Source organism: Massilia sp. UYP34 (assembly GCF_056279385.1).
Genome location: NZ_JBWBRF010000003.1, coordinates 26,923 through 44,514, shown reverse-complemented (window position 1 = coordinate 44,514; position 17,592 = coordinate 26,923). Strand labels below are relative to the sequence as shown.

Annotated in this window: 11 protein-coding genes; 9 read left to right on the top strand and 2 right to left on the bottom strand. The window is 69.3% G+C overall.

What is annotated here, in order from left to right; genetic code table 11:
• The first annotated feature begins 6 nt into the window (after nt 1-6).
• From xylB to ACZ9AQ_RS06825, 3 genes are read left to right on the top strand one after another with little or no spacing between them, the layout of a single operon-like run.
• On the top strand, nt 7-810 hold the full coding sequence (gene xylB, locus ACZ9AQ_RS06835; RefSeq protein ID WP_429202905.1) for a D-xylose 1-dehydrogenase: 804 nt from the start codon (nt 7-9) through the stop codon (nt 808-810).
• On the top strand, nt 807-1,709 hold the full coding sequence (locus ACZ9AQ_RS06830; RefSeq protein WP_429202904.1) for an SMP-30/gluconolactonase/LRE family protein: 903 nt from the start codon (nt 807-809) through the stop codon (nt 1,707-1,709). The genes xylB and ACZ9AQ_RS06830 overlap by 4 nt, the downstream gene beginning before the upstream one ends.
• Nucleotides 1,699-3,489 (top strand): IlvD/Edd family dehydratase, encoded by a 1,791-nt coding sequence (locus ACZ9AQ_RS06825; protein ID WP_429203377.1) that lies wholly within the window; start codon nt 1,699-1,701, stop codon nt 3,487-3,489. Before ACZ9AQ_RS06830 ends, ACZ9AQ_RS06825 begins: the two co-directional genes overlap by 11 nt.
• Nucleotides 3,490-3,601: 112 nt before the next feature.
• Here ACZ9AQ_RS06825 and ACZ9AQ_RS06820 read toward each other — a convergent pair whose 3' ends face one another.
• Together ACZ9AQ_RS06820 and ACZ9AQ_RS06815 are read right to left on the bottom strand one after the other, a co-directional pair.
• A complete protein-coding gene (locus ACZ9AQ_RS06820) occupies nt 3,602-7,351 on the bottom strand; it encodes an AAA family ATPase (protein ID WP_429202902.1) in 3,750 nt (1,249 codons plus the stop codon).
• Nucleotides 7,348-8,628 (bottom strand): exonuclease SbcCD subunit D C-terminal domain-containing protein, encoded by a 1,281-nt coding sequence (locus tag ACZ9AQ_RS06815; RefSeq protein WP_429202900.1) that lies wholly within the window; start codon nt 8,626-8,628, stop codon nt 7,348-7,350. The genes ACZ9AQ_RS06820 and ACZ9AQ_RS06815 overlap by 4 nt, the downstream gene beginning before the upstream one ends.
• 346 nt (nt 8,629-8,974) lie before the next feature.
• Between ACZ9AQ_RS06815 and ACZ9AQ_RS06810 the strand changes: the two genes are divergently transcribed.
• The 6 genes from ACZ9AQ_RS06810 to aceA all read left to right on the top strand — a co-directional run bounded on the left by ACZ9AQ_RS06810 (nt 8,975) and on the right by aceA (nt 17,439).
• Nucleotides 8,975-9,559, top strand: coding sequence for a hypothetical protein (locus ACZ9AQ_RS06810; RefSeq protein ID WP_429202899.1), 585 nt, complete (start codon nt 8,975-8,977; stop codon nt 9,557-9,559).
• A gap of 78 nt (nt 9,560-9,637) precedes the next feature.
• Nucleotides 9,638-12,295 (top strand): DUF349 domain-containing protein, encoded by a 2,658-nt coding sequence (locus ACZ9AQ_RS06805; protein WP_429202897.1) that lies wholly within the window; start codon nt 9,638-9,640, stop codon nt 12,293-12,295.
• Nucleotides 12,292-12,747, top strand: coding sequence for a molybdopterin synthase catalytic subunit MoaE (gene moaE / locus ACZ9AQ_RS06800; protein ID WP_429202895.1), 456 nt, complete (start codon nt 12,292-12,294; stop codon nt 12,745-12,747). The genes ACZ9AQ_RS06805 and moaE overlap by 4 nt, the downstream gene beginning before the upstream one ends.
• 1 nt (nt 12,748) lies before the next feature.
• The gene (gene crcB, locus ACZ9AQ_RS06795; protein WP_429202893.1) at nt 12,749-13,144 is read left to right on the top strand and encodes a fluoride efflux transporter CrcB; all 396 of its coding nucleotides are present in this window, start codon (nt 12,749-12,751) and stop codon (nt 13,142-13,144) included.
• A gap of 89 nt (nt 13,145-13,233) precedes the next feature.
• Entirely contained in the window at nt 13,234-15,843 is a 2,610-nt protein-coding gene (gene clpB, locus ACZ9AQ_RS06790; protein WP_429202891.1) for an ATP-dependent chaperone ClpB, read from the top strand.
• 297 nt (nt 15,844-16,140) lie between these two features.
• Nucleotides 16,141-17,439 carry an isocitrate lyase gene (aceA, locus tag ACZ9AQ_RS06785; protein WP_429202889.1) on the top strand — a complete coding sequence of 433 codons (1,299 nt, stop codon included), beginning with the start codon at nt 16,141-16,143 and terminating at the stop codon, nt 17,437-17,439.
• Nucleotides 17,440-17,592: the final 153 nt, after the last annotated feature.

Genomic DNA, 17,592 nt, shown 5'->3' with positions numbered 1-17,592 from the left:
AAACCCATGTCTGACACCAATCTACCAGTCTTTGTATATGCGAATTATCCGGACCTGGACGGCAAGCGCGTCGTCATCACCGGCGGCGGCAGCGGCATCGGCGCCGAGCTGGTCACCGCCTTCGTCGGGCAGGGCGCCCGGGTCTGGTTTCTCGACATCGCCGAGGACGCAGGACGCGCCCTGGCCGCGTCGCTGGCTGAATCGGTGGCCAACCCGGCCCAAGCGCCGCGCTTCGTCCACTGCGACCTGACCGACCTCGATGCGATCGAGCGCGCCTTCGATGGCATCGTGCGGGACGCCGGCGCCGTCGACATCCTGCTCAACAACGCGGCCAACGACGACCGCCACACCATCGGCGACGTCACCCCGGCCTACTGGGAGAGCCGGATGAACGTCAACCTGCGCCACCAGTTCTTCTGTTCCCAGGCCGTCATTCCTGGCATGAAAGAACAGGGCCATGGCGTGATCCAGAATTTCGGCTCGATCTCATGGCATTTGCCGCATACCGAGCTGGCGCTGTACATGACGGCCAAGGCCGGGGTCGAGGGCATGACGCGCGCCCTGGCGCGCGAGCTGGGACCGCACGGCATCCGCGCCGTGGCCCTGGTGCCGGGCGCGGTGCGCACCCCGCGCCAGGATGCAATGTGGCATACGCCGCACGAGGCAGCGCGCATCCTGAACGGCCAGTGCCTGCAGGAGCGCGTGGAAATGCAGGACGTGGCGGCGCTGTCGCTGTTCCTGGCCTCGAACAATGCACGCCGCTGCAGCGGCCGCGAATACTTCGTCGACGCGGGCTGGTACGGCGCATGAACGTGACGCCGCACTGCCTGTGGGAGGTGGGCGCCACGCTTGGCGAAGGCGCGCTGTGGCACGGCGCGGCGGGCCAGGTGTGGTTCGTGGACATCAAGGGCCGGCGCCTGCATTGCTACGATACCCGGGACGGCGCAAAGCGCAGCTGGGATGCGCCGGGCCAGGTGAGTTTCGTGGTGCCGGTCGCGGGCGGCGGCTTCGTCTGCGCGCTGGAGGACGGCCTGTATCGCTTCATTGAAGCAAGCGGCGAATTCGCCCCCTTGCTGAAGGTCGAGGGCGACCTGCCGGGCAACCGCTTCAACGACGGCCACGTCGACGCCGCGGGCCGCCTGTGGTTCGGTTCGATGGACGATGCCGAGGAACAGGCCAGCGGCGCCCTGTACCGCTTCGACGGGCGCGCGGTGCGCCGCATGGACGACGGCTACGTGATCACCAATGGCCCGGCCATCAGCCCCGACGGCCGCACGCTCTACCACACCGATACGCTGGCGCAGCGCATCCATGCCTTCGACCTGGACGAGGACGGCCTGCTCGCGCGCAAGCGCCTGTTCGCGCAGCTGGCGGACGGCGGCTACCCCGACGGGATGGCGGTAGACGTCGAGGGCTGCCTGTGGGTGGCCACCTTCGGCGGCTGGCGCATCGACCGCTTCGACCCGCGCGGACGCAAGGTGGGCGAAGTGCGCTTCCCGTGCGCGAACGTCACCAAGCTCGCCTTCGGCGGCGACGACCTGCGCACTGTCTACGCCACGACCGCGCGCAAGGGCCTGTCGGCCGCCCAGCTCGAGGCGCAGCCGCTCGCGGGCGCGCTGTTCACCTTCCGCGCCGACGTGCCGGGCCTGCCGCAGCATGCGCTGCGGCTGCAGGATCAACCATGGAATGACCGACACAATGGCCAATAACGAGAGCAACAACGCCACGCGTCGCTACCGGTCCCAGGACTGGTTCGACAATCCCGAGCGCATCGACATGACCGCGCTCTACCTCGAGCGCTTCATGAACTACGGGATCACGCCCGAGGAGCTGCGCTGCGGCAAGCCGATCATCGGCATCGCCCAGAGCGGCAGCGACATCACGCCGTGCAACCGCATCCATCTGGAGACCGTCAAGCGGGTGCGCGACGGCATCCGCGACGCCGGCGGCATCCCGATGGAATTCCCGCTGCATCCGATCTTTGAAAACTGCCGCCGCCCGACCGCGGCGCTCGACCGCAACCTGGCCTATCTCGGGCTGGTCGAGATCCTGCACGGCTATCCGATCGACGCCGTGGTGCTCACCACCGGCTGCGACAAGACCGTGCCGGCGCAACTGATGGCCGCGGCCACGGTCGACATTCCCGCCATTGTGCTCTCGGGCGGGCCGATGCTCGACGGCTGGTTCGAGGGTGAGCTGGTGGGCTCCGGCGCTGCCATCTGGAAGGCGCGCCGCCAGCTGGCGGCCGGTTCCATCGACGAAAAGAAGTTCGTCGACATCGCCACCGCTTCCGCGCCGTCGGCCGGTCACTGCAACACCATGGGCACCGCTTCGACCATGAACGCCGTGGCCGAGGCGCTGGGCATGTCGCTCACCGGCTGCTCGGCGATTCCCGCGCCTTACCGCGAACGCGGGCAGATGGCCTACGAGACCGGCCGCCGCATCGTCGAACTGGCCAGGGACGACGTGCGCCCCTCGCAGATCATGACGCGCGAGGCCTTCCTGGACGCGATCGTGCTCAACGCCGCGATCGGCGGCTCGAGCAACGCCCAGCCGCACATCGTGGCCATGGCGCGCCATGCGGGCGTGGAGATCACGCCCGAGGACTGGATGGAATACGGCTACGATGTGCCGCTGCTGCTGAACATGCAGCCGGCCGGAAAATACCTGGGCGAGCGCTTCCACCGCGCCGGCGGCGTGCCGGCCGTGATGTGGGAGCTGGAGCAGGCGGGCAAGCTGCGTTCGCAACGCCTCACCGTCACCGGCAAGAGCATGGCCGAGAACATCTATAACCGGGAGGCCGACGACCGCGAGATGATCAAGCCGTTCGCCGAACCGCTCAAGGAAACGGCCGGTTTCCTGGTCCTGAAGGGCAATCTGTTCGATTTCGCGATCATGAAGACCAGCGTGATCTCGCCGGCCTTCCGCGCGCGCTACCTGGCCCATCCGGGGCACGAGAACTGCTTCGAGTGCAAGGTGGTCGTGTTCGACGGCTCGGACGATTATCACGGTCGGATCAACGATCCGAGCCTGGGCATCGACGAGAACACGATGCTGGTGATCCGCGGCGCAGGTCCGGTGGGCTGGCCCGGTTCGGCCGAGGTGGTCAATATGCAGCCGCCCGATCGCCTGATCAAGGACGGCATCAACAACCTGCCGACGCTGGGCGACGGCCGCCAGTCGGGCACCTCGGACAGCCCGTCGATCCTGAACGCCTCGCCCGAGAGCGCGGCCGGCGGCAACCTGGCCCTGCTGCGCACGGGCGACGTGATCCGGGTCGACCTGAACCAGGGCCGCTGCGACGTGCAGCTGTCCGACGAAGAGCTCGAAGCGCGGCGCCAGGACACGCCGCCGCCGATCCCCGCCAGCCAGACCCCGTGGCAGGAGATCTACCGCGCCACGGTGGGCCAGCTGCACCGCGGCGCCTGCATGGAACTCGCCTTGCCGTATCGCGGCGTCGGGCGCGACATGCCGCGGCATAATCACTAAGCTGGCTGGGCGAGCAAGCTTGATCGTTAGCTCGGAAACGTCGTCCCCGCCTGCGCGGGGAGTCGTTTTTGCCAGTGGCAGAAACGACGGCTTTGGGCGAACAATACGGTATTTACTCCACCACCACCGCGCTGCTGCCTCCACCGGTGGGCCGCACCAGCACCTTGGTCGCGATCCGCTCGGTCATCTCCTGCACGTGCGAGATCACGCCGACCTTGCGGCCCATCGACTGCAGCGCATCCAGGGCGTCCATCGCCACCCCCAGCGTTTCGCTGTCGAGGCTGCCGAAGCCCTCGTCGATGAACAGCGATTCGACCCGCACCCGGTTCGAGGACAGCGAGGCCAGGCCCAGCGCCAGCGCCAGCGACACCAGGAACGATTCGCCGCCCGACAGCGAGTTGACCGAACGCACTTCGCCGCCCATGTCCTGGTCGCGCACCATCAGCGCCAGCGACGGCATGCCCTGGTAGCCGACGCGCTCCAGGCGGTAGCGCCGGGCCAGCTGCTTCAGGTGCTCGTTGGCGTAGCCGAGCAGCACGTCCAGCGTGAATTGCTGGGCGTAGTTGCGGAACTTTTTGCCATCGCTGGAGCCGATCAGCTCCGACAGCTTGCCCCAGCGCTGCTCGAGCGCCTGCTGGCGCTCGATCTCGGCCAGGCTGGATTCGGCCTGGCGGCGCCGTTCGTCGTCCTGCAGCGCGCGCAGGCGCAGCGCGGTCGCCGCTTCGATCGCCGCCTGGCGCTCGGCCACCAGCGCGTCGAAGGTGGCCTTCACGGCCTCGAACGGCTGGCCGTCCGGCGGCGCGGACGCGAGATGCGCGGCGCGCTGGGCGCGCCGTTCATCGAGGATCGTGGTGGCACTGGCGACCGCGGTCTCGATCGCGTTCAGGGCGCTGCGCTCCTGCGCGAGCCAGGCGGCGCCGACCTGCAACAGGCGCGCCAGTTCGTCGGTGTCCTGGATGTCATCCAGGCCGTCGGCCTGCCGGCGGTAATCGTCGAGCCACTCGGCCAGCGCCGCGCTGGCGCCGGCGCCGGCCTGGTCGAGTTCCGCGATGCGCTCGATCAGCTGGGCCTGCGCGGTGCGGGCGCGGGTTTCGGCTTGCGCCGCCTCATTGGCGGCTTGCTGGCGCGCCGTCACCTGCGCGCGCGCGCCGCTCACGGCGGCGTTCAGTTCGCGTTCGACCTCGCCCGCCGCGCGCCCTTGCCACAAGGCGGCGCGCGCCGCGCGTTTCGCGCCCGATTCCTTGTCGATGCGCTCGTACTCGAAGGCCAGCCGGGCGCCCGCCGCGTCGATCTCGGCGATGCGCGCCTGGAGCGCGCCGGCCTCGACTTCCAGGGTCGCGCTCGCGGCAGCGGCGCGGCCCTGGGCCTCGGTCTGCTCGCGCCATCCGGCGGCTTCCGTCGACCGGGCCTGGCGCCAGCCGGCGGGATCGTGGCGCCACGCCGTCTGCCAGCCGTCGCCGTGGGCGGCCGCCATGGCAGGGTCGAGCTCGGCGAGCAGGGCGTCCAGTTGCGTGCCTGCCGCCTGCTGGCCGGCGTCGAGTGCTTTCAGTTCGTTCTGCAGGCGGGCCGCCGTTTCGCGCTCGGCCTCGGCATCCTGGCGCAGCCTGGCCAGCACCGACTGCGCGCCGTCGACGTCGCGCTGGGCCGCGTCGCGCGCGCCGGCGGCGGCGCGCCAGGCCTGTTCGTGCCGCGCCAGCGCGTCGAGGGCGTCGCGCAACGCGCCGCGTTGAACGCCGAACCAGTCGCTGCGCTCCTGTTCGCCTGGGGCTTCGGCCGCCAGTGGATCGGCATCCCAGGCGGCGGCCAGGCCGGCGATGCGCAGGTCGATCGCCGTACGGTCATGGGACAGCGCGGCAAGACGCTCCCGGGCGCCGGCGAGCGCGGCGTTGTTGGTCGCCTGCAGCGCGGCATTCTCGCGCACCCGCGTGCGGCAGCCGTCGACCTCTGCACGCAGGCCCGTCAACATCGCCTTCAGCGTCGCGTCCTGGTGGGCGTAGGGGTGCTCGAGCGCGCCGCACACGGGGCAGGGATCGTCGTCCGTGAGGTTCGCGCGCAGTTGCTCCACATTGGCGGCGCAAGCCAGTTCGGCGGCGCTCAGCGAGCGTTCGGCCTGCGCCATTGCCGCTTCCAGCGCCGGCGCCGCGGCGCGCGCCTCCTGCAGCGCGCATTCGGCGCCGGCCGCCGCGGTCGCGGCGCGTTCGGATTCACGCGCGAGTCCGGCCAGCGTCGCGCGCGCCGCCGACAGGTCGAGCCAGACGCGTTCGGCCGCCGCCAGCCGCTCGCGGCGTCCTTCCAGATGCTGGCGCTCGGCGTCGATCGCCTCGGCGTCGAACTCCGCCAGCGCCGCCATCGCCCCGCGCCGGTTCGCCTCCAGGGTGTCGAGGCGTTCGATGGCCTGCGCCAGCGCGGCGGCCGCCTGGGCGTCGCGCCCGCGCGCCTGGTCGGCCGCCGTGCGGGTGGCCGCCAGCGCCGTTGCGCCAGCGGCGAGCGCGGCTTGCGCCTGGCCGGCCTGGCGCAGCAGGTGTTCCCACTGCTGCCAGCCGGTGGCCAGGGCTTCGTGCCCGCGCCGGGCCGCCAGCCACGCGGCGGCGGCCTCGACCAGGCCGCGCGCGCGCGCCAGTTCCTCGGACTTCGCCGCATGCTGGATACGCGCCGCGCGGGCCTGCCGGCGCGCCGCTTCCAGTGCGGCGCTTGCCTGGGCATGGCCGGGGGCCAGCGCCTCGAGCGCCGCATCCAGCGCCTTGGCCTGGTCCAGCAGCGGGGCGGCGGCGCGCAGTTGCGCTTCGACGGTGTCGAGGCGCGCGATGGCGGCATCGACGTCGGCGTTGCCGGCGCTGCGCGCGTCGAGCGCCGCCGCCAGTTCGGCCTCCAGCCTGGCGACGGAAGAATGGGCCTGGCGCCGTTCGGTTTCCAGGCGCTGGACCTCGACCGCCAGGGGTCGCGCGGGCTGCACCGCTTCCAGCGTGGCCAGGCGCTGGCGTCGTTCGGCAGCCGCGACGCGTTCGCCGTTGGCGGCGGCCAGCGCTTCCTCGGCCTGGGCCTGGCCGCGCTGGAGCTTGTCGAGCTCCTGGTGCCAGCGCAGTTGCTGTTCCAGCAGGGCGTGGCGGCTGTCGAGCGCTTCCCGCGCGGCGTCGGCGGCGCCCCGCTCGAGGTCGAGCTGCGCGCGTTCGTCTGGTGCCAGCGGCGCCACGTTGGCCAGTTTCGCCTGCAGCACCTGGGTGCGCTGCTGTTCGAGCTTGTGGCGCTCGAAGGCGCGGCGCGAGATCGCGCTGTAGATCGTGGAGCCGGTGAGCGTTTCCAGTAGCTCGCCGCGCTCGTTCTCGTCCGACTTCAGGAAAGCGGAGAACTCGTTCTGCGCCAACAGCACCGCACGCGTGAATTGATCGAACGACAGGCCGACACGCCCGATGATTTCGCCGGCCGCTTCGGTGTTGGTGCCGCCCAGAGGGACCAGTTCGGGCAGCCGGTGGAGGGTGATCTTGACCGGCTGCAGCGCGCCTCCCGGCTTGTTGCGCGAGCGGCGCACGGCCCAGCGTGCACGGTAGCGGCCTTCGTCGCTACCGACGAAATCGACTTCGGCCCAGCCTTCCGCCGCGCCGCGCCGCAGCAGGGTGCGGGGATCCTGCGCCGTCACCGTGTCTTCCCCGACGTCCGGCAGGCGGGTGCCGGAACGCTTCAGCAGGCGCGGCGTATCGCCGTAGAGGGCGAGGCACAGCGCGTCGAGCAGGGTGCTTTTCCCCGCGCCGGTCGGGCCGCTGATGGCGAACAGGCCGGTGGCGGCCAGCGGTCCGGATTCGAAGTCGACCGCGAATTCGCCCGCCAGCGAGGCCAGGTTCTTGCCGCTGATACGGAGGATCTTCATGGCGCGTCTCCTTCGGTGGCGTGGAACAGCTCGGCGAACGCGTCGATCTGGTCGGGCGGCGCCTCGTCGCCATATTTTTGGCGCCACAGGCGGCGGAAGATGTCGTCCGGCTGCAGCTGCGCCAGCTGGTCCAGGCTCAGCGCTTCGGCCTCGCCGGCCGCCGCGACGGGCTTGCGCGTCGGCTCGATCTTGGCCAGCCGCACGGGTTTGCCCGCCAGCACCGCCTCGATGCGCGCGCGCAGGCCCGGCTCGGGGCCGTCCAGCAGCACCCGCACCTCGAGATAGGGCCAGGCCTGCTGCGGCAGGTCGGCATCCAGTTCCAGTGCTTCCAGCGCCGCCAGCGCTTCTTCGAGCGGCGCAGGCAGGGCCGGCACGCGCAGCAGCTCTACCGCACGCGGCACGTACAGGGGAGTGATGGCGGCGACGCTGGCGCCGTCGAGGTCGATGCGCAGCACCTGGTGCCGGTAGCCGACTTCGGAGAACGACAGCGGCAGCGGGCTGCCGCAATAGCGCACGTGGTCGAGCCCGCCGACGCGCTGGGCCAGGTGCAGGTGGCCCAGCGCCGCATAGGCGATGCCGGCGTCGAACATGCCGACCGGCAAGGCTTCGCTGCCGCCGATGACGATGCGGCGCTCGGAGTCTTCGGACGGCTGGCTCCTGGCCATATGGCAGTGGCCCATGGCGACGATGGCCTGGCCCGCGGCCGCCCGTTCGCGCGCCAGCGCCTGCGCCTGGCGGTAGAGCAGGGCGGCGCCGTGCAGATAGGGATCCTGCGGCGCCGCCTCGGCCGCTTCGGCCGGCTCGCCGCCGTCGGCGGCGCGCAGGCGCGGCAGGTCGCCGGGCCGCAGGAAGGGCACGGCCAGGCACCAGGCCGCCGTGTTGCCGTCGCGGTCGCGCAGCGGCACCAGCAGGCGTTCCAGGTCGATCTCGCCGTCGTCGCGGCGCAGGACGTTGCCGACCACGATCGTGCCATGGGCTTCCAGCAACGGCGCGGGCGCTTCCAGCCGGCCCGGCGAATCGTGGTTGCCGGCGATCACCACCACCTGCAGCTGCGGCGTGCGGGTGCGCGCCTGCTGCAGGAAGCGGTACAGCTGGCGCTGGGCGCTCGAGGACGGATTGGCGGTGTCGAAGATGTCGCCCGCGATCAGGAGCACGTCGATGCGCTCTTCCACCAGCGTATCGGCCAGCCAGTCGAGGAAGCACTGGTGTTCGTAGGTCCGGTCGTGATTGTGCAGGGTCTGGCCGAGGTGCCAGTCGGAGGTGTGCAGCAGCCGCATGAGAGACTCGAGAAAAGTGGAACGACAAATCGGCGCCTACTATAGCGCAGCCGGCGGCCGTTCTGCTCAAGCATGTCGATCGACCCGGCCGCTTTCGATAACATGTTGAAAGATTATTTGGTGAAGGAAATTCACCCCGACTGACCTCGCTCGCATTGTGAAATCGGGTTTGAGCAATGTCAAACCTGCCCCCCTTCTTCTCTCTACACTACGAAGTTCCTGTCGGCCGGCGCATGACAAGCCAGAAGCGCAAACCAATAGCCGGCTTACCCCTATAAAGCATCCCCCACCGCCCCAGGCGTGGACTATCCGCGCGCGCCGGAGGAGCAAATTGAGAGGAGACACCATGCTGACATCCACCTATACGCTGGTCGCCTTGTCCGTCGAGCAGGCACGCGCGCGGATCGAGGTGCAGGCGTTGCTCGAACGCTGGCGACCTTGCGCCTGGTGGGGCGAGCCGCCCGCCATGCCCCAGTACGAACAGGCATGCGACGCCCTGCGCCAAGTGTGCGACGCCTGCCACTGGCGCAAGCTCGACAAGTTCGTGCTGCCGGCGCTGCGCCGCTGCGGCGAGGATGCCGCCCGGCTGGTGGCCGAGCTGGATGGATTGAGCCGGCAGGCGCTCGAAGCGCGCCGGGCGGCGCAGGCGGCCGCCGTCGACGGCGATCCGGGCTGCCTGGCGGCGCTCGAGCGCTGCTGCGAGTTGTTGCTCGAGCGCCTCGACCGCGAAGAGCGCGAGTTGCTGCCACTGGCGCGGACGATGATCCCGGGCGAGGCCTGGTTCGCCATCGCCAACCAGATGCTGGCGCACGACGCCCACCAGAGCGAGAATCGTGGCGACGGCCGCGGCGCCGACCTGGGCATCATGCGCGGGCTGCCGCCAGCTGAACTTTCTTCAAGGAAAAACCACGCCTTGCCGCTCGCAAACTAAGGCTCCAGCCGGGCCGGACATGCCGAACGATACCGGGGTTCTTTGCTATGATGGGAGTTTTGGAAGTGCGATTTCATCATGTTCGAATTCCTATTCAAGCGGCAGGGCGGGAAATCCGGCGACAAGCCGGAGGCCAAGCCGGCCGCGGCGAAGGCTTCCGCGCCTGCCGGCGCCAAGTCCGGCGCCGGCAGGTCGGGCAGTGCGGTGTCCGCTCCAGCGACCGCGCCTGATGGGCCGCATGCTGCCCGCCTGGCGCTCGCCGACGCCCGCGCGCGCCAGGCCGAACGGCTCAAGCAGTTGGGCGCCGACGAAGCGGCCGCCGTCGATTTCATCCTCCAATCCGAATTCTCCGAACTGCGCCTCGCCGCGGCCGAACTGATCCACGGACGCGACCACCTCGAGCGCGTGCACGCGGCGATGCGCAACGTCGACCGCCGCGTCGCCAAGCTGGTGCAGGGCAGGCTGGACGCGATCCGCCACCACGAATCCGAGCTGCGCCGCGGCGAAGAAGCGCTGGCCCAGGCCAGGTCGCTGCTGAACGATACCCTCTTGACCCCGAACCACGTGGCCGAGCTGGACCGCAAATGGTCGGTCATCCGCGCTCCCGAGCTGACGGCCGAGTTCGATACGGTGCGCGCCGAACTCGGGCGCCGCCTCGCATCGCAGGTGGCGCTGCAGCGCGCCATGATCGACCGCCTGTCCGCCCTGCGCGCCCTCGAGGCCGGCGGGCTGGACGCGGCCGCGCTGGCCGCGCGCCTGGCCGGGCTGTGGCAGGAGCACGAGGCGGCCCTGCAAGACCCCGGCCACGCCTCGCTGCCGCGCGCCCTGGTGGCCGAATTCGCGGCCGAACACGCGCGCCTGACGGCCGGGCTGGCGACGATCGAGCAAGACCAGGCCGCGCTGGCCGCACGCGAGGCGGCCCTGGCCGCATGGCAGGCCCAGGCTCCCGCCGAACTCAAGCGCGAGACGCTGCGCAGGGAGTGGCAGCGCCTGCCGGCCCTGCCGTCGAACGCCGCCGCCACCGCCGTGCAGGCGGGCTTCGACGCGCTGCTCGCGAGCTTGCCGCAGGAAGCGCAGCGACCCGCGCCGGCCGCGACCACGGTAGAAAGCGCCAGGCCGGCCGGCAAGCCGGCCGCGCGCGGCGCCGACCAGGCGTTTCTGGACAAGCTCGATGCGCTCGAAGCCGCCTTGCAGCAGGGCTCGCTGGGCACCGCTGCCGATCTCGACAAGGCGTTGAAGGAAGCCAAGGACAAGGGCATGCGCCTCTCCGCGCCGCAGGCCGACCGCCTGGCCCATCTGCGCGCCGAGCTCAAGCGGTTGTCGGACTGGGCGCGCTGGGGCGGCAACGTCTCGCGCGAAGAATTGATCAAGACCGTCGAAGCGCTGCCGACCCAGGGCCTGGAGATGGCCGAGCTGGCCAAGAAGGTGGGCAGCATGCGCGATCGCTGGAAAGCCCTGGACAGCCTGTCCGGCCCCGCGCCGCGCAGCCTGTGGGAGCGCTTCGACGCCGCCTGCAGCGCCGCCTATGCGCCGGCCGCGGCCCACTTCAGGCAGCTGGCTGACGAACGCCACGCCAACGCCGCGCGCGGCCAGGCCCTGGTCGAGGAAGCCATGGCCGAGGTGGGACGCCTGCAATCGGGCGAGGCCGACTGGAAGCACGTGTCCGGCACCGTGCAGCGCCTGCGCACCGCCTGGAGCCACCTGGGCGCGGTCGATCGCAAGGAAAAGAAGCGCCTGGACGCGCTGTTCGCCGAAGCGCTGACGACCTTGCAGCGTCCGCTCGAAGACCAGCGCAGGGTCGAGATCGCGGTGCGCGAGCAGCTGATCGAAGAAGTGCGCAAGCTCGACCCGCACGAACGCCATGCGGTGGACATGCTGCGCGAGCTGCAGGCGCGCTGGCAGGAGCACGCGCGTGCGCTGCCGCTCGAGCGCAAGGCCGAGCAGGCGCTGTGGCAGCGCTTCCGCGGCGCCTGCGACGCGCTGTTCGCCGCGCGCAAGGAGCAGGCGCACGCGGCCGACAGCGAGCGCCGCGCCCACGAGAGCGCCAAGGAAGCGCTGTGCGAACGGCTCGAGGCCGCCGCGCCGGATGCCTCACCCGCCAACGTCGGCAAGCTGCTGCGCGAGGCGGCCGCCGAATGGCAGGCGATCGGCCCGGTGCCGCGCGCCCACGAGGCGCGCATCGACAAGCGCTATCACGCCGCCATCGCCCGCGTGCAGCAGCATGCCGACGCCGCCCGCCGCGCCCAGGATACGGTCCTGGCCGGCACCGTGCGCGACAAGCTGCGCCTGGTCCAGGCGCTCGAGATGGCGCTGGCCAATCCCGGCGCCCCTACCCAGGCCGCCGACTGGCGCGCGCGCTGGGACGCCATGCTGGCGCTCGAAGGCGGCTACGAGCCGATCCTGCGCTCGCGCTTCGAGGCCGCCCTCGCGGCCCTCGAAGCGTCCGAGGACGAGCGCGCCGCCTACGTGCGCGCGATGGAAGACAACCGCGGGCGCCTGCTGAACGACTTGCTGCGCCTCGAGATCGCGGCCGGCATCGACAGCGGCCCCGAATTCGCGCGCGAGCGCTTGCGCCTGCAGGTCGAGGTGCTGCAAAGCTCGCTCAAGTCGGGCCAGAAACCCGGCGCGCAGGCGGCCGAGCTGCGCGTGCTGCTGGCGCTGCCGACGCTGCTCGACGTGCGCACCGAAACCCGTATCGAACACCTGCTGTTGCGCCAGCCGAAGGACAATCCATGAATGAAGTGAGGGTACAGGCCGGGGATTTCGACCTCGGCCATGAAGTGGCGCGCCTGCGCGCGAACGATGCGCGCATCGGCGCCGTGGTGTCTTTCGTCGGCACCGTACGCGACCTGAACGACGGCGCCAGGGTCTCCGAGATGGAGCTCGAACACTATCCGGGCATGACCGAAAAATCGCTGCAAGAGATCGCGGAGCGGGCCCGCGCGCGCTGGCCCCTGTACGGCACCCTGGTCATCCATCGCGTCGGCCCGCTGGCCCCGCTGGACCAGATCGTGCTGGTGGCCTGCAGCGCCGCGCACCGGGGCGATGCCTTCGCGGCCTGCGAGTTCATCATGGACTACCTCAAGACCGAGGCGCCGTTCTGGAAGAAGGAGCAGACGCCGGACGGCGCGCGCTGGGTCGACGCCCGCGTCAGCGACGATACGGCCAGGGCCAAGTGGGCGCGCTAGCGTGGGTGGCCTGGTGACGCCGCTGGGCTTCGCCGCGGTCGGCCTGGGCGCGGCGCTCGGTGCCTGGCTGCGCTGGGGCCTGGGCCTGTGGCTCGGTGGCCTGCACGGCCTGGTGCAGGTCGGGACGCTGGCGGCCAACCTGGCCGGCGGCTACCTGGTGGGCCTGGCGCTCGGCTTTTTCGCCGGCCAGCCCGACCTGGCGCCGGCGTGGCGCCTGTTTTTGATCACCGGCTTTCTCGGCGGCCTGACGACCTTTTCCAGCTTCTCGGGCGAGTCGGTGACCCTGCTGCAGCGCGGCGAGGTCGGCTGGGCGCTGGCGCACACGGCCTTGCACCTGCTTGGCTCGCTGCTGCTGTGCGCGGCCGGCTTCGCCACCTGGCGCGCGCTGCGCGGCTAGTCGCCGCGGGCGGCGCCGGCCGCCTTGAAAACCGTGCCCCCACCCCCATTTTGCTCTCACGCTAAGAACTACATCGAGGGAGCACCACCATGCGGCAAGATAAATTGACGACCAAGCTCCAGGAAGCCCTGGCGGACGCCCAGAGCCTGGCGGTCGGGAACGATAACCAGTACATCGAAACAGTCCACCTCCTGCTCGCCCTGCTGAACCAGGACGATGGGGCCGCGCGCTCGCTGCTGCAGCGCGCCGGCGTCAATGTCGGCGCGCTGACCAATGCGCTGAAAGCGGCGCTCGAGCGCCAGCCCAAAGTGACCGGCGCCGGCGGCAACGTCCAGGTCGGGCGCGACCTGATGGCGCTGCTCAACCTGGCCGACCGCGAGGCGCAGAAACGCGGCGACCAGTTCCTGTCGTCCGAGATGGTGCTGCTGGCGCTGACCGAAGACAAGTCCGACGCCGGCCGCCTGGCGCGCGAAAACGGCCTGGCGCGCAAGTCGCTGGAGTCGGCGATCCAGGCCGTGCGCGGCGGCGAAACGATGGATTCGCCCGAGGCCGAAGGCCAGCGCGAAGCCCTCAAAAAATACACGCTCGACCTGACCGAGCGCGCCCGCGCCGGCAAGCTCGACCCTGTGATCGGCCGCGACGACGAGATCCGGCGCGCGATCCAGGTGCTGCAGCGGCGCAGCAAGAACAACCCGGTGCTGATCGGCGAACCCGGGGTCGGCAAGACCGCGATCGTCGAGGGCCTGGCCCAGCGCATCGTCAACGGCGAGGTGCCCGATTCGCTCAAGGGCAAGCGCGTGCTGTCGCTCGACATGGCCGCGCTGCTGGCCGGCGCCAAGTTCCGCGGCGAGTTCGAAGAAAGGCTGAAAAGCGTACTGAAGGAGCTGGCGCAAGATGAGGGCCAGACCATCGTCTTCATCGACGAGATCCACACCATGGTGGGCGCCGGCAAGGCCGAAGGCGCCATGGACGCCGGCAATATGCTCAAGCCCGCGCTGGCGCGCGGCGAGCTGCACTGCGTCGGCGCGACCACGCTCGACGAGTACCGCAAGTATGTCGAGAAGGACGCCGCGCTCGAGCGCCGCTTCCAGAAGATCATCGTCGACGAGCCGAGCGTGGAGGCGACCATCGCCATCCTGCGCGGCCTGCAGGAGAAATACGAGCTGCACCACCAGGTGGACATCACCGACCCGGCGATCATCGCCGCGGCCGAGCTGTCGCACAGGTACATCACCGACCGGTTCCTGCCCGACAAGGCGATCGACCTGATCGACGAGGCGGCAGCCAAGATCAAGATCGAGATCGATTCCAAGCCCGAGGTCATGGACCGCCTCGAGCGGCGCCTGATCCAGCTGAAGATCGAGCGCGAGGCGGTGCGCAAGGAAACCGACGAGGCGTCGCAGCGCCGCCTGGAACTGCTGGGCGAAGAGATCGCGCGCCTGGAGCGCGAGTACAACGACTACGAAGAAGTGCTGAAGGCCGAGAAGGCGGCGGTGCAGGGCACCACCCACATCCGGGAAGAGATCGAGCGCGTCCGCTTCCAGATGGAAGAGGCCAAGCGCCAGAGCAACTGGCAGAAGGTGTCGGAGCTGCAGTACGGCCGCCTGCCGGAGCTGGAAGCGCAGCTGCGCCAGGCCGAGGAAGCCACGGCCCGTGCCGACGCCGACAACAAGAAGCCGAAGCTGCTGCGCACGCAGGTGGGCGCCGAGGAGATCGCCGAAGTGGTCTCGCGCGCGACCGGCATCCCGGTGGCGCGCATGATGCAGGGCGAGCGCGACAAGCTGCTGCACATCGAGGACGAGCTGCACAAGCGCGTGGTGGGCCAGGACGAGGCGATCGTGGCGGTGTCGGACGCGATCCGCCGTTCGCGCGCCGGGCTGTCGGACCCGAACCGCCCGTACGGCTCCTTCATGTTCCTGGGCCCGACCGGGGTCGGCAAGACCGAGCTGTGCAAGGCGCTGGCGGGCTTCCTGTTCGATACCGAGGATATGCTGATCCGCATCGACATGAGCGAATTCATGGAGAAGCATTCGGTCGCGCGCCTGATCGGCGCGCCGCCGGGCTACGTCGGCTACGAAGAGGGCGGTTACCTCACCGAGGCCGTGCGCCGCAAGCCCTACAGCGTGATCTTGCTCGACGAGATCGAGAAGGCGCACCCGGACGTGTTCAACGTGCTGCTGCAGGTGCTGGATGACGGCCGCATGACCGATGGCCAGGGCCGCACCGTGGACTTCAAGAACACGGTGATCGTGATGACCTCGAACCTGGGCTCGCACCGGATCCAGTCGATGGACACCGACGAGCCGGCAGTGGTCAAGCTGGCCGTGATGGCCGAGGTGCGCGGCCACTTCCGTCCCGAGTTCATCAACCGGATCGACGAGATCGTGGTGTTCCATGCGCTCGACGAGAAGAACATCGGCGCCATCGCCCGCATCCAGCTGCACAACCTGGAGGCGCGCCTGGCCAAGATGGAAATGACGCTCGACATCGACGACGAGTCGCTGCAGAAGATCGCGGAGGCCGGCTACGATCCGGTGTATGGCGCGCGCCCGCTCAAGCGCGCGATCCAGCAGCAGATCGAGAACCCGCTGTCCAGGGCGATCCTGGCCGGCCGCTTCGGACCGAAGGACACGATCCCGGTGCGGGTGCGCAATGGCGAACTGGTGTTCGGCGAGGAGACGGTCGACCTCGCCAAGTAATCAGGCGATGGTCCGGCAACGAGGGCGCGGCAATGGCCGCGCCCTCGTTGTTTTCACGATGCGAAATCATGGTCCTGCAATGTGGGATACGCAGCAAATGCGCACCCCGGTTTGTTCTCACGGGAAGAAATTTTATTCCATATCGCGGAATGTTCAATTCAAGTCATTGAATTTACAGCCTAAAATTTTACTTATCTGTCTTATATAAGAGTGATGGTGCTGCGCACAAAGCGGGCTATGATGGTGTCAACGGATTCGCACCACCTTCAATCATGCCGTCGACTTCAGGAGAACATCATGACTAGCCGTGAACAGCAAATCGCCGAACTGCAGCAGGAATGGGACAACAATCCACGCTGGAAAGGTGTGACCCGCAACTACACCGCGGCCGACGTCGTTCGCCTGCGTGGCTCGGTCCCGATCGAGCACACGCTGGCCAAGCGCGGCGCCGACAAACTGTGGAAGCTGGTGCACGACGAGCCCTACGTCAACGCCCTCGGCGCCCTGACCGGCAACCAGGCCATGCAGCAGGTGAAAGCCGGACTGAAGGCGATTTACCTGTCGGGCTGGCAGGTGGCGGGCGATGCCAATGCCGCCGGCGAAATGTATCCCGACCAGTCGCTGTATCCGGCCAACTCGGTGCCGCTGGTCGTGCGCCGCATCAACAACACCTTCCAGCGCGCCGACCAGATCCAATGGTCTGAAGGCAAGGACGACATCGATTACTTCGCGCCGATCGTGGCCGATGCCGAAGCCGGCTTCGGCGGCGTGCTCAATGCCTATGAGCTCATGAAGTCGATGATCGAGGCGGGCGCCGCCGGCGTGCACTTCGAAGACCAGCTGGCTTCGGTCAAGAAATGCGGCCACATGGGCGGCAAGGTGCTGGTGCCGACCCGCGAGGCGGTCGAGAAACTCAACGCCGCGCGCCTGGCCGCCGACGTGATGGGCACCTCGACCCTGGTCATCGCCCGCACCGATGCCGAGGCGGCCGACCTGCTCACCTCGGACGTCGACGCCAACGACAAGGAATTCTGCACCGGCGAGCGCACGGTGGAGGGCTTCTTCCGCGTCAAGCCCGGCATCGAGCAGGCGATCGCGCGCGGCCTGGCCTATGCGCCCTATGCCGACCTGGTCTGGTGCGAGACCGGCAAGCCCGACCTCGAGTTCGCGCGCCGCTTCGCCGACGCCATCCACGCGAAATTCCCGGGCAAGATGCTGGCCTATAACTGCTCGCCCTCGTTCAACTGGAAAAAGAACCTGGACGACGCCACCATCGCCAAGTTCCAGCAAGAACTGGGCGCGATGGGCTATAAATTCCAGTTCATCACGCTGGCCGGTTTCCACTCGCTCAACTATGGCATGTTCAATCTCGCCCATGGCTACGCCCGCAGCGGCATGTCGGCCTTCGTCGAGCTGCAGGAAGCCGAGTTCGCGGCGGCCGAGAAGGGCTTCACCGCCGTCAAGCACCAGCGCGAAGTGGGCACCGGCTACTTCGACGCCGTGACCCAGGCCATCCAGCAGGGCCAGAGCTCGACCACCGCATTGCATGGCTCGACGGAGGACGAACAGTTCTTCGAAGACAAAAAGGTAGCGTGATCGTAGCGTCGGCGGCGATGCCGCCGACGCGGTGATTGCCAGCGGTTCCGATTTCATACCGGATGATCTCGCTGTCAACCATCACCGCGTCGGCGGCATAGCCGCCGACCCTACTGGAATTCCCAGCCGCAGTCGGTTGTAGTGGATAATGGC

Coding starts and splice junctions, on each gene's coding strand:
- ACZ9AQ_RS06810 (WP_429202899.1), top strand. CDS start 8,975: ATGCTGACATCCACCTATACGCTGGTCGCCTTGTCCGTCGAGCAGGCA.
- aceA (WP_429202889.1), top strand. CDS start 16,141: ATGACTAGCCGTGAACAGCAAATCGCCGAACTGCAGCAGGAATGGGAC.
- moaE (WP_429202895.1), top strand. CDS start 12,292: ATGAATGAAGTGAGGGTACAGGCCGGGGATTTCGACCTCGGCCATGAA.
- clpB (WP_429202891.1), top strand. CDS start 13,234: ATGCGGCAAGATAAATTGACGACCAAGCTCCAGGAAGCCCTGGCGGAC.
- ACZ9AQ_RS06820 (WP_429202902.1), bottom strand. CDS start 7,351: ATGAAGATCCTCCGTATCAGCGGCAAGAACCTGGCCTCGCTGGCGGGC.
- ACZ9AQ_RS06815 (WP_429202900.1), bottom strand. CDS start 8,628: ATGCGGCTGCTGCACACCTCCGACTGGCACCTCGGCCAGACCCTGCAC.
- ACZ9AQ_RS06825 (WP_429203377.1), top strand. CDS start 1,699: ATGGCCAATAACGAGAGCAACAACGCCACGCGTCGCTACCGGTCCCAG.
- ACZ9AQ_RS06805 (WP_429202897.1), top strand. CDS start 9,638: ATGTTCGAATTCCTATTCAAGCGGCAGGGCGGGAAATCCGGCGACAAG.
- ACZ9AQ_RS06830 (WP_429202904.1), top strand. CDS start 807: ATGAACGTGACGCCGCACTGCCTGTGGGAGGTGGGCGCCACGCTTGGC.
- xylB (WP_429202905.1), top strand. CDS start 7: ATGTCTGACACCAATCTACCAGTCTTTGTATATGCGAATTATCCGGAC.